This window comes from Streptomyces sp. SID8374 (genome assembly GCF_009865135.1).
Taxonomy (GTDB): Bacteria; Actinomycetota; Actinomycetes; order Streptomycetales; family Streptomycetaceae; genus Streptomyces.
The window spans coordinates 83,705-95,519 of sequence record NZ_WWGH01000002.1; the positions used below are offsets into that span (position 1 = coordinate 83,705).

The 11,815-nt window shown below is 71.9% G+C and carries 13 protein-coding genes; 7 read left to right on the forward strand and 6 right to left on the reverse strand.

From position 1 onward, the window contains the following. Positions 1-6 precede the first annotated feature (6 nt). Positions 7-420: an anti-sigma regulatory factor gene (locus GTY67_RS24030; protein ID WP_014048265.1), complete on the reverse strand. Its 414-nt coding sequence runs from the start codon at positions 418-420 to the stop codon at positions 7-9. A gap of 231 nt (positions 421-651) precedes the next feature. Next, positions 652-912, reverse strand: coding sequence for a UBP-type zinc finger domain-containing protein (locus GTY67_RS24035; RefSeq protein WP_093691423.1), 261 nt, complete (start codon positions 910-912; stop codon positions 652-654). Between the two features lie 35 nt (positions 913-947). On the opposite strand from GTY67_RS24035, the gene GTY67_RS24040 reads away from it, so the two are divergent. After that, entirely contained in the window at positions 948-2,549 is a 1,602-nt protein-coding gene (locus GTY67_RS24040; RefSeq protein WP_161280268.1) for a Na+/H+ antiporter, read from the forward strand. Here GTY67_RS24040 and GTY67_RS24045 read toward each other — a convergent pair. From GTY67_RS24045 to GTY67_RS24055, 3 genes are all read right to left on the reverse strand, one after another. Further along, a complete protein-coding gene (locus GTY67_RS24045; RefSeq protein ID WP_161280269.1) occupies positions 2,525-3,445 on the reverse strand; it encodes a pyridoxal-phosphate dependent enzyme in 921 nt (306 codons plus the stop codon). The two genes, GTY67_RS24040 and GTY67_RS24045, sit on opposite strands and share 25 nt — an antisense overlap. Before the next feature lie 34 nt (positions 3,446-3,479). Then, positions 3,480-4,676 carry a globin domain-containing protein gene (locus tag GTY67_RS24050; protein ID WP_161280270.1) on the reverse strand — a complete coding sequence of 399 codons (1,197 nt, stop codon included), beginning with the start codon at positions 4,674-4,676 and terminating at the stop codon, positions 3,480-3,482. 102 nt (positions 4,677-4,778) lie between these two features. After that, positions 4,779-5,225 carry an Rrf2 family transcriptional regulator gene (locus tag GTY67_RS24055; RefSeq protein WP_161280271.1) on the reverse strand — a complete coding sequence of 149 codons (447 nt, stop codon included), beginning with the start codon at positions 5,223-5,225 and terminating at the stop codon, positions 4,779-4,781. Between the two features lie 176 nt (positions 5,226-5,401). Here GTY67_RS24055 and GTY67_RS24060 point away from each other — a divergent pair, with 176 nt between their 5' ends. From GTY67_RS24060 to GTY67_RS24085, 6 genes are all read left to right on the forward strand, one after another. Further along, positions 5,402-6,808, forward strand: a complete 1,407-nt coding sequence (locus GTY67_RS24060) for a family 2B encapsulin nanocompartment shell protein (protein WP_093691433.1) — start codon at positions 5,402-5,404, stop codon at positions 6,806-6,808. A gap of 92 nt (positions 6,809-6,900) precedes the next feature. Beyond that, positions 6,901-7,944, forward strand: a complete 1,044-nt coding sequence (locus tag GTY67_RS24065; protein ID WP_093691557.1) for a family 2 encapsulin nanocompartment cargo protein polyprenyl transferase — start codon at positions 6,901-6,903, stop codon at positions 7,942-7,944. A 101-nt stretch (positions 7,945-8,045) separates the two neighbouring features. Next, positions 8,046-8,642, forward strand: coding sequence for a GNAT family N-acetyltransferase (locus tag GTY67_RS24070; protein ID WP_093691435.1), 597 nt, complete (start codon positions 8,046-8,048; stop codon positions 8,640-8,642). Positions 8,643-8,730: 88 nt separating this feature from the next. Then, positions 8,731-9,480, forward strand: a complete 750-nt coding sequence (locus GTY67_RS24075; protein ID WP_161280272.1) for a DUF6304 family protein — start codon at positions 8,731-8,733, stop codon at positions 9,478-9,480. A gap of 156 nt (positions 9,481-9,636) precedes the next feature. Next, positions 9,637-10,608 carry a DUF1648 domain-containing protein gene (locus tag GTY67_RS24080; protein WP_161280273.1) on the forward strand — a complete coding sequence of 324 codons (972 nt, stop codon included), beginning with the start codon at positions 9,637-9,639 and terminating at the stop codon, positions 10,606-10,608. 2 nt (positions 10,609-10,610) lie between these two features. Beyond that, positions 10,611-10,967, forward strand: a complete 357-nt coding sequence (locus GTY67_RS24085) for a GntR family transcriptional regulator (protein WP_161280274.1) — start codon at positions 10,611-10,613, stop codon at positions 10,965-10,967. A gap of 169 nt (positions 10,968-11,136) precedes the next feature. Here the strand turns inward: GTY67_RS24085 and snpA are convergent, their stop codons facing one another. Continuing rightward, entirely contained in the window at positions 11,137-11,796 is a 660-nt protein-coding gene (gene snpA / locus GTY67_RS24090) for a snapalysin (RefSeq protein WP_093691443.1), read from the reverse strand. Between the last annotated feature and the right edge of the window lie 19 nt (positions 11,797-11,815).

An 11,815-nucleotide genomic window follows, 5' to 3' on the forward strand; every position in this document is an offset into this window, starting at 1 on the left:
CGCCGCTCACGCCGGCCCGGGGCCCGCGCCGCGCTGTTTGTAGAGGCTGATGCTGACCGTACGGTCGTCCGCGACCGTCGAGTCGACCTTGCCGGCCAGTGCGGAGAGCACCGTCCAGGCGAAGGTGTCACGCTCGGGTGCGCGGCCGTCCGTCGTGGGGGCCGACACCGTCACCTCGAGAGAGTCGTCGATGAGACGGAACACGCAGCTGAGGACGGAGCCGGGCACGGCCTGCTGAAGCAGGATCGCGCAGGCCTCGTCGACCGCGATGCGAAGATCCTCGATCTCGTCGAGAGTGAAGTCCAAACGCGCTGCGAGACCGGCCGTGGCCGTTCGCAGCACCGACAGGTAGGCACCCGCAGCGGGCAGCCGGACCTCTACGAAGTCCTGATTCCCGGGCTCGCCTGCGATCTGGGACACCCTCACCTCCAAGGTGGCACAAACTCTTTCGAGGTTCCGGGAAGGGTGGCCCGGAGCCATGCGGTCGGTCGACGGTTCTCAGCTCGGCGACGCTATCGGATCCATGATGCAGTGTCGCCCGCACCCCATCCCCCGGCCATCACTCATAGTAAACCCATGAGTACGCACAGTGGCTAGGGGTCTGCGGCGTCCAATTACGAAGAACCGGCGCCGGATTGACGTACCCAGACGTCAGACGATCGAACCGTCCTCGAAGCACCAGCGCCAGCTCTCGCCCGGCTCGAAGCTCCGCATCACCGGGTGACCGGTCTCCCGGAAGTGCCCGGTGGCGTGCCGCAGGGGTGAGGAATCGCAGCAGCCGACGTGCCCGCAGGTCAGGCAGAGCCGCAGCTGCACGGGGTGGGTGCCCGCGGCCACGCACTCGGGGCAGGTGTCCCCGAGCGGTACGGGCTCGGGGCGTGGCAGATCCGCTACATGCGCACACTCGCTCATGATGGGCAGGTTACGACGGATCCGAGGACGGTGAGATGGACGCGCTGCCGCTGGTGGCGCTGGTCGCGGCCAGCGCCGCGGTCGCCGGTGCGGCGCGCCGCACCCCGATTCCGGCCCCGCTCGTCCTGGTCGCCGTCGGCCTCGCCGCGGGCCTGGTGCCGGGCGTACCGACGTACCACCTGGACGCGCACGTCGTCCTCCCGCTGCTGCTTCCCCCGCTGCTCTACATGGCCGCCGTCGACAGCTCCTACCTCGACCTGCGGGCCAACATCCGGCCGGTCGCACTGCTCTCCGTGGGGTACACCCTCTTCGCCACCCTCGCCGTGGGGTGGCTGGCCTACCTCGTCATCCCGGAGCTGCCGCTGACCGCCGCGCTCGTCCTGGGGGCCGTCATCGCCCCGCCGGACGCCGTGACGGCCGCCGCGATCGCCCGCCGGGTCGGGCTGCCCGCCCGGGTGACGACCATCCTTCAGGGTGAGTCGCTGGTGAACGACGCCACCGCCATCACCGCCTTCCGGGTGGCGCTGGCCGCCGCGGTCGGGGAGGGGATGAGCTGGGGCGAGGGGATCGCCGAGTTCCTGCTGGCCGCGGTCGGCGGGGTCGGGGTCGGCCTGCTCCTGATGGTGCCGCTGCACTGGTTGCGCACACACCTGAAGGAAGCCCTTCTCCAGAACACGCTCTCTCTACTGATCCCGTTCGTGGCGTACGCGGCGGCCGAACGGGTGCACGCCTCCGGAGTCCTCGCCGTGGTCGTCGTCGCCCTCTATCTGGGACACCGCTCCTGGCAGGTCGACTTCGCCACCCGCCTCCAGGAGGCCGCGGTCTGGAAGATGGTCGCCTTCATCCTGGAGTCCACGGTCTTCGCCCTGATCGGGCTCCAGCTGCCCTTCGTCCTCAAAGGGCTCGAAGCGGGCGGCATGACGGCGGCGCTCGGCTACGCGGCGATCATCTTCGTCGCGGTCGTCGTAGTCCGCTTCATCTGGGTCTACCCGGCCACCTACCTGCCCCGACGGCTGTCGAAGCGGGTACGGGAGCGGGAGCCGGGCACCGACTGGACCGCGCCCCTGATCGTCGGCTGGGCGGGCATGCGCGGGGTCGTCTCGCTCGCCGTCGCCTTCTCCATCCCGCTGGTCACGCACGACGGCGAGCCGTTCCCCGCCCGCAACCTGGTGCTGTTCCTGACCTTCACCACCGTCATCGCCACGCTGGTGATCCAGGGGCTGACCCTGCCCGTACTCGTCCGCGTACTGAAGCTGCCGGGGCGCGACCCGCAGACCGAGACGCTCATCGAGGCGCAGGCCCAGAGCGAGGCGTCCGTGGCCGCCGAAGCCCGCCTGGAGGAGCTGCTCACCGACCCGCACAACAACCTGCCGCCCCCGCTGGCCGACCGGCTGCGCGCTGTGCTGGAGCGCCGCCGCAACGCCGTCTGGGAGCGGCTGGGGGCAGCCGACCCGGTCACCGGGGAGTCGGCGGACGACACCTACCGGCGGCTCTCCCGCGAGATGATCGAGGCCGAGCGGGAGGTCTTCGTCCGGCTCCGGGACGAGCGGCGGATCGACGACGAGATGATGCGTACGCTGCTGCGCCGGCTGGACCTGGAGGAGGCGGCCGCCTACCGGGAGACGGACGACTCCTGAGAGCCCCGCACGTCCGGTGTGCCGGTGATCACCGCACTCACCCGGGTGCCCGGTGCGAACGCGCCCTCCTCGGCCAGGGCCGTCAGGGCGAACAGCAGCTTGGCGACGTAGACCCGTTCCACCGGCAGCCCGTGCCGGTCCTCGAAGTCCGCGGCGAAGGCGTCCAGTTCCGGAGTCGTACGGGCGTAGCCGCCGAAGGTGAAGCGCTCGTCGAGGGACCAGTTCCCGGCCGGGCCGCCGAACGCCTCGTCCTGGAGCGAGGTCACGGCAGCCCCGAGGAAGCCGCCGCGCAGCACCGGTACGCCCAGGGCGCGCTGTCCCTCATCCAGCCCGGCCGCGAGCCCGGCGAGGGTGCCGCCGGTCCCGCAGGCCACGGCCGCCACATCGGTGTGCCCGCGCAACTCGCGCCCCAGCGCTGCGCAGCCCTGTGCGGCCAGCGCGTTGCTGCCGCCCTCCGGGACCACCTCCACGTCCCCGTACAGCCTCAGCAGCCCCTCCAGGACCTCGGGCGAGGCCTTCGCCCGGTAGGTCGTCCGGTCCACGAAGTGCAGCCGCATGCCGTCGGCGGCGCACCGGGCGAGCGAGGGGTTGAGCGGCCGGTGCGCCAGCTCGTCGCCGCGTACGACACCGATGGTGGGGAAGCCCAGCAGCCGGCCGGCCGCAGCGGTGGCCCGCAGGTGGTTGGAGTAGGCGCCGCCGAACGTCAGCACGGTCCGCCCGGCGGCCGCCTCCAGGTTGAGAGCGAGTTTGCGCCACTTGTTGCCCGGCAGATCGGGGTGGATCAGATCGTCCCGCTTGAGGAGGAGCGTGATCCCGCGCCGGGCGAAGCGGTCGTCCCGGACCTCCTGGAGCGGGGACGGGACCCGGGGGCGCAGAAGGGTCTCGGGGCGGTTCACGTGCTTATTGTGGCCCGCTCCGGTCCGGGCGCTCTCAGGCGCTCGCCAGCCACAGGTCCGGGCCGAACACCTCGTAGTGGATGTCGGCCGGGCGGACCCCCGCGTCCAGCAGCCGGGTGCGGACCGTGCGCATGAAGGGGAGCGGGCCGCACAGATAGGCGTGGGTGCCCGGCAGCACGGTGACGCCGTTCAGGTCGACGAGGCCGGTGCGGTGGGCCGGGTGGCCGGCCTCCGGGGACTCGTACCAGAAGTGCGGTTCGGCCTCCGGGAGCTTCTCCGTCAGCCGGATGTGCTGGGCGCGCAGGGCGTGGTCGGCGGGGGAGCGGTCGCCGTGCACCACGGTGACCGGGCGGTCGTGGCCCTGCTCGGCCAGGTGCTCCAGCATCGACAGCATGGGCGTGCAGCCGATCCCGGCCGAGGCCAGCAGCAGGGGCGCGTCCAGGTGGTCGAGGACCAGGTCCCCATAGGGGACGGAGACGCGCAGCCGGTCGCCCGCGCGGGTGCGCTCGTGCAGATGGCGGGAGACCTCGCCGTCGGGGGCCGCCTCCCCGCGCACCCGCTTGACCGTGATGGAGCGCAGCCGGGAGCCGGGGGAGGAGGAGAGGCTGTACTGGCGTATCTGCCGGGCCCCGTCGGCGAGTTCGACCTGTACGGAGACGTACTGTCCGGGCCGGAAGACCGGAGCGTCACCACGGTCCGCCGGGCGGAGGTGGAAGGTGGCGACGTCCTCGGTCTCCTCGATCCGGGCGGCGACCTCCCACTCCCGCCACACATCGCCCGCCACCACACCCTGCTGGGCGTAGAGCCGCGCCTCGGTGGCGATGAGGGCGTTCGCCATCAGCCAGTAGACCTCGTCCCAGGCCGCGGCGACCTCAGGGGTGACCGCGTCACCCAGTATGTCGGCGATCGAGGCGAAGAGATGGGTGTGCACCACCTCGTACTGCTCGGGGGTCACCCCCAGGGAGGCGTGCTTGTTAGCGATCCGGTTCAGCATCACGTCCGGCCGGGTGCCGGGGTTTTCGACCAGCGCGGTCGCGAACGCGGCGATGGATCCGGCCAGGGCCCTGCGCTGGTCGCCGGAGGCCTGGTTGCCCCGGTTGAACAGGTCGCGCAGCAGCTCCGGGTGGGCCTCGAAGAGCTTCTCGTAGAAGAGGTCGGCGATGTCCCCGATGGCCGCGCCGACGGCGGGGAGGGTGGCACGGACGGTGGCGGTGGACCGGTCGGAGAGCATGCGAAGGGGCTCCTCTGCTGTTAATTGGTATCTGGAATGCTTATTTTTGGGGAGCGTGGCGCCTGGCCGGGGGCCGGATGGTCGGGGTGGGTGGTGGCGGGCTCAGTCCGGTGGCGGTCCGCTGCCGATGCCGAGCAGCAGGGGGCCGGTGGGGGAGGCGACGAGATCGGTGACGGTGATCGGGTCGAGTGAGGCGTAGAAGGCCTCCTGGGCCTTCCGCAGGGCGCCGCGCAGCCGGCAGCCGGAGCGCAGCGGGCAGGGTGTGGCGCCCTCGCACTCCACGACGTCGTCCGTGCCCTCCAGCTCCCTCACGAGAGCGCCGATCGAGGCGGAGCGCCCGGCCGAGGTGAGGGTGAGTCCGCCGCCCCGGCCGCGCCGGGCGTCCAGCAGGCCGAGGTGCTGGAGGCGGGCGACGACCTTGGCGGTGTGCGTGTAGGGCACCCGCATGGTGTCCGCCACCTCGCGCGTGGTGGGCGGGTCCGCGCCTTCGGCGACCGCCAGCCGCATGAGGACGCGGAGCGCCACGTCGGTGTACCTGGTCAGCCGCATGGTTCCACTCTAGATATGTGGCATCTGAGATGCAACTTTTGCGGTACGCGGAGCGACGGGGAGCGACATGCCCCACCCGAAGGCCGATTAGTCACACTCTTTTGTGTAATGGCGGGCCGCGTCCTCCTGCTGAAAGGCTTCTCCAGCAGGTCAGCCCATGATCGAAAGGACGTCAGATGTCCGTTGGTGAAGAGGTTCGCGACACGCAGGCGCCGCCGCAGCAGAGTCTGGGGACGGCAGCTGCGCGGAACCTCGCGACGACCACCAAATCCGCGCCGCAGATGCAGGAGATCACCTCACGGTGGCTGCTGAAGATGCTGCCGTGGGTGCAGGTACAGGGCGGTACGTACCGGGTGAACCGTCGGCTCAGCTATTCGGTCGGTGACGGCCGGGTGACGTTCGTCCAGACCGGGGACCGGGTCGCCGTGATCCCCGCCGAGCTGGGGGAACTGCCCGCTCTGCGCAACTTCGAGGACGAGGAGGTCCTCGCCGAGCTCGCCCGCAGGTGCGAGCAGCGGGATGTGGCCGCGGGGGAGGTGCTCGCCGCGGCGGGGGACGCGGCGGACCGGGTCTTCCTGCTGGCGCACGGCAAGGTGGAGAAGATCGGATCCGGCCTCTACGGGGACGAGACGGAGCTCGAAGTCCTCGCCGACGGCGCGTACTTCGGCGACCAGAGCCTCGTGGACGGGGACGCCGTCTGGGAGTACACCGCCCGGGCCGTCACCGCGTGCACGCTGCTGACGCTCAGCCGTGCGGACGTGTTCAACCTGGCGGAGCGCGCAGAGCCGCTCCGCGCCCATCTCGCCGGTCTGCTCTCCATCCCGCACCAGCGGACCAACAAGTACGGCGAGGCGGCGATCGACCTCTCCGCCGGCCATGTCGGCGAGGCCGTGGTCCCGCACACCTTCGTCGACTACGACGCCGCACCCCGCGAGTACGAACTGAGCGTCGCGCAGACGGTGCTCAAGGTGCACAGCAGGGTCGCCGACCTCTACAACCAGCCGATGAACCAGACCGAGCAACAGTTGCGGCTCACGGTCGAGGCGCTCCGCGAGCGCCAGGAGCACGAGCTGATCAACAACCGGGAGTTCGGCCTCCTCAACAACTGCGACTACGGCCAGCGGCTCCAGCCGCACGACGGGGTGCCCAGCCCCGACGACATGGACGAGCTGCTCTCGCGCCGGCGCGGATCGAAGCTCTTCCTCGCCCACCCGCGCGCCATCGCCGCCTTCGGCCGCGAGTGCAACCGGCGCGGACTGGTCCCGGAGAGCGTGGACATCGGCGGCCACCACGTGCCCGCCTGGCGCGGGGTGCCGATCTTCCCGTCCAACAAGATCCCGGTCACCGACGCCCGCACCACCTCCATCATCTGCATGAGGACCGGTGAGGCCGAACAGGGCGTCATCGGCCTCCAGCAGACCGGCATCCCGGACGAGATCGAGCCGAGCCTCTCGGTCCGCTTCATGGGCATCGACGAGCAGGCGATCATCTCCTACCTGGTGACTGCGTACTACTCCGCCGCCATCCTGGTACCGGACGCCCTCGGCGTACTGGAGAACGTGGAGGTGAGCCGCTGGCGCTGACCCCGTGTCACCCCCGGCGGCCCGGTCGGCCGACACCGGCCGGGCCGCCGGGGCCCCGCCCCATCGCACCGCCCCAGGGAGTGACCGTGACCATGACCAGTACGGACGCAGCGACGGAAGGGCACGAGGCCGCGGCGCTGCTGGAGCGCACCCGCGCCATCGTCGACCCGCATCTGCGATCGGCCGTGGAATCGCTGCCCGGTGGCATACGCCGGATCGCGATGTACCACTTCGGCTGGGAGAACGCCGACGGAACACCCGCCGCCGGACAGGCGGGCAAGGCCATCCGGCCGGCCCTCGTGCTGGCCGCCGCCCGGGCGCTGGGCGGCGATCCGGAAAGCGCCGTGCGCGCGGCCGTCGCCGTGGAGCTGGCGCACAACTTCACCCTCCTCCATGACGACGTCATCGACGAGGACACCACCCGCAGACACCGGCCCACCGCCTGGGCCGTCTTCGGCGTCCCGGACGCGATCATCACCGGCGACGCCATGCTGGCCCTCGCTCAGCGGCTGCTCGCCGAGGACACCCACCCGGCGGCGCAACGGGCCGGTGCCAGGCTCTCCTCGTGTGTCATCGAGTTGTGCGCGGGCCAGCAGGCCGACTGCGCCTTCGAGGAGCGCGGCCCGGACGAGGTCACGCTGGACGAATGCCTGACCATGGCCACCGCCAAGACCGGCGCGCTGCTCGGCTGCGCCTGTGCGCTCGGCGCCCTCTACGCCGGGGCGGACGACCGGGCGGTCCGCGCCATGGACGGCTTCGGGCGGGAGGCCGGCCTCTCCTTCCAGCTCATCGACGACCTGATCGGCATCTGGGGCGACCCGGCCCGCACCGGCAAGCCCGTCGGCGCGGATCTGGCCGCCCACAAGAAGTCGCTGCCCGTGGTGGCGGCCCTGACCTCCGGCACCCCGGCCGCCGCCGAGCTCGCCGCGCTCTACCGGGGACCCATGGCCACCTCCGCGGAGGTGGACCGGGCGGCCGACGCGGTGGACCGGGCCGGCGGCCGGGACTGGGCCCAGGTGGCCGCCGCCGACCGGATGGCCCGGGCGGTGCACCACCTCTCCCGGGCGGTCCCCGACCCCGACGGAGCCGGTGACCTGCTGGCCCTGGCCGAATTCGTCACCCGCCGCACCAGCTGACCGGCCTCACCGGACCTGCCCGGGTCCGTCAACTCTAGTATTCCGGAGGTTGGTTGAGAGCAGAGCGTCGAGAGCAGCGGGCGAAGGGGTGGAAGCCGGTCATGGGCATACGGATTCAGCAGGCGGGCCAGGACGACAGGGAGCTGGTCGTATCGGTCCTGGAGGAGGCCTTCCACCACGACCCGGTCAGCAGCTGGGTATTCCCCGACGAGGCGCACCGGCGGGCGGTGCACGGCAAGTTCCTCGGCGTCTTCGCCGACATCACCCTCGCCGAAGGCCGGATCGACATCGCGGACGACGGCGCCGCGGTGGCCCTGTGGCTGCCCGTGCCCGCCGGGGCGCCCGAGGAGGAGGACCCCACGCCCGCCCTGATGCGGCAGACCGCCGACCCCGACAACGAGCGGTGCGAGCTGGTCGGGAGGCTGACCGGGAAGGTGCACCCGCACGACCGCGCCCACTCCTACCTGCTCATGGTCGGCGTCTCCCCGCAGCGCCAGGGCCAGGGCGTCGGGGCCGAGCTCATCCGGACGGAGCTGGACCGCTGCGACCGCGACGGCGTCCCCGCCTACCTGGAGGCGAGCAGCGCCCGCAGCCGGACGCTCTACGAACGGCTCGGCTTCGGCTTCCTGGGAAGCGCCGTCGAACTGCCGGACGGGCCGTCGATGTGGCCCATGTGGCGTGAACCGCAGGCGGATTGACCCGTCGGGCGCCGCCCCTGGCCGGACCGCCCGCGGAGGGGGAGGGCGGCACGGGGGCCGCACCGGGCAGGGGCTACAGTCCATGCTCATGACAGATGAGTCGTGGGCCGGCTGGTACCGGGACCGCAACGGTTCCGATTCCGTCGTTCTCACCACGGACGGACAGCAGCTCCGGATCCGGATCAGAGGCGTCGACTTCGAGGGCGAGAGCCTCGACGACCTGGCGCCGGTGTCCGGCACGCCTCCGGAGAGCGGGATGTTCGCCCTGGCGGACGGCGCGCTCACCGACTGCGTGCTGGAGTGGGACCTCCCGCTGCCCGTCCTCGTCGAGGGTGAGCTGCGCCAGGCCACCCTCGGCTGCCTGCTCTCCCTGCGCCGGGCCGACCCGGACCTCTACCTCACCCTCCACCTGGACGGCGCGGCCTACGAATCCGCCCGGGCCGAGAGCGACTTCGCCGCCGCGCTGGCGGCGATCCAGCGCATCCTCCCGGACGGCATCCGGCTCCAGACCTGCATCGCCTGCGCCTTCTCCGACTACTTCCCGGCCCCCGGCCGCGCCCTCTCCGGCGGCCTCGCCTGCTTCCGGGGCGCCAAAGACGCCTACCGGGAGGCGGAGGGCGAGGACGCGGTACTGGACCTGTGGGACCGGCGTACCGGATTCGTCCAGGAGGTCTGGAGCTGCCAGGAGTTCGAGGTGCGCCCGTCCCGGGGAGAGGGGACCGGCCACCGAGGGGCCTTCCCCACTGAACCGGTGGAGCCGGGGGAGCCGGGGGAATCGGGGGAGTCCATGAGCCCCCTGGAATCCGTGCAGCCTCTGGAGCCCATCGATTCCGCCTGACGGTCACGCCGTCCCTGGCGGACCGCCTCCTCTGCCCCGTACCGCAACTCCGGTACGGGGCAGAGCTGTTCCCGCACCCGGACGGCGGGCCGCGCCGCCGCGGCCCATTGCCGTATCTCTAGTTGTTCTACTAACATGCGAACAACGGAGGTTTCCATGACACGCAAGAACCTTGGCCGCGCCACGCTCGCGGCCCTGCCCTTTGTCCTCGCACTCCTCGTCGACCTGATCCTCTTCCTCGTCCTCAAGGACCGTCTTCCCACCCGTCTGGCCAGCCATTTCGACGCCACCGGCGATGCGAACGGCTATGTCGACCGCACCGCCTACGTCCTCGTCACCGCCCCGGTGATGCCCGTGCTCGGCGCCCTCTGGGTCCTCATGGCGGTCAGCGGAAAGTTCTACGGGCGCGCCCACCGATGGCTCATCGCGGGTGGCTGGGCCGTGGCGGCCTTCCTCCAGTACGCGCTGGGCGCCACCCTGGTCATCAACCTGGACGTCCCGGAGGGGGGCGAGGCCGGCGGCTTCCCGATGTGGCACCTCGCCGCCGCCTTCGGTGCGGCCGCCCTCGCCGGTGCGGTCGGACTGCTGCTGGCCCGGCTGGTCCCGGCGCCGGAGGACCCGCGCGCCGGGAAGGACCCCGCCGACCGCGAGCGGATCGCGCTCGCCGACGGTGAGGTGGCCGGCTGGGCGCGCACCACCGGCTCCTGGTGGCTGCCGCTCGGCACACTGGCAGTGGCCGCCGCCGGGGCGGTGCTCGGATACGCGGTCAACTGGCTCGCGGCCGCACCGCTGTTCCTGCTCGCCCTGCTGACGGTCACCTTCTGCCGCCCCCACGTCACCGTGGACCGGCGCGGCCTCACCGTCTCCGGTCTGCTGCCCTGGCCCCGGGTCCAGGTCCCGCTGGAGCGCATCGAGGGGGCGGACAGCCGGCAGGTCGACGCGATCGCGGAGTTCGGCGGCTGGGGCTACCGCATCCGCCCCGGACGTACCGGCTTCATCGTCCGCTCGGGCGAGGCCATCGTCGCCCGGCAGACGGGCGGACGTGAATTCGCGGTCACCGTGGAGGACTCCGCGACCGGCGCCGCCCTGCTCAACACCCTCGTCGACCGGAACCGGGCGGGGCGCTGACCATGCTCTTCCGGGTCGACCCCACCTCCACCGTGCCGCTCGGCGACCAGATCGCGGCCTCGGTGCGCCGTGCGGTCGCCGACTCGACGGTGACTCCGGGCGAGCGGCTCCCCGCCGCCCGGGTGCTCGCCGACTCCCTCGGGGTGAACGTCCACACGGTGCTCCGCGGCTACCAGCGGCTGCGCGAGGAGGGGCTGATCGAACTGCGCCGCGGCCGTGGCGCCGTGGTCACCGCGGCCGCCTCACCCCGCCGGGCCCAGCTGCTGGAGCGCGTCCGCGAAGTGGTCGCGGACGCCCGGGAGCTGGGCATGACGGAGGAGGAGCTGCTGACGCTGGTCCGCGCCGAACTGGACACCTGACGCCGCCGCCACCGTCGTACGAGGGCAGCCCGCCCACCACCGGCGTACGACGGGCGGTCATCCATCACGGCGTACGACAGCGGCTCACCACGGCGTACGACCACATCCCGCCCACCGCAGAGGGCCGTTCCGCGTCCGGAACGGCCCTCTCCTCATGCGGCGCCCCGGGTCAGGAGGCGGTGCCCGCCAGCGCGGCGGCGAAGCCGTTCTGCCAGAGCTGGTTCACCCGCGCCCGCTCGTTGGCGTCCGGCTGGGCGTTGGTGCAGGACGGGCCGGGGCCGCCGCCGGACATCAGCTGGCTGCACGGACCGGAGTAGGTGTCCGGCAGGCCGAGCACGTGCCCGGTCTCGTGCGTGGTGACGCGGGTCGAGTTGTACTGCTGGTTCTGCCGGTAGTCCAGGAAGATGAAGCCCCGGCCGTGGCCGTTGGTCGAGGCGTACGAGCCGCGCGGGTCGTTGCCCTCGCGGTAGGTGAAGTCGGCGTTGGAGCCTTCCTGGAGCCGTACGTTGGTGACCGAGCTGTTCCAGATCCGGGTGCTGTTGGCTATCTGGGTGCGGAAGCTCGGGGCGGAGGCCGTGCTGTAGGTGACGGTGACGGCCTGGGTGCCCAGGGGATTCGCCGCACGCTTCTCGGCGACGGACTTCATGACCGCGTCGAAGAAGGCCCGGTTGGCGGCGGCGTTCTCGCCGGACCCGTTGTACGCGGCGATGGTGGCGGGGGTGGAGACGGCAGGTGCAGGAGCGGCGGAGACCGCGGGAGCCGTGCCGAGCGCGGCGACGAGGCCGAGACCGGCGATGGCGGAGGCGATGGCGGTCCTGAGGTGTCTCATGGGGGATTTCTCCTACTGT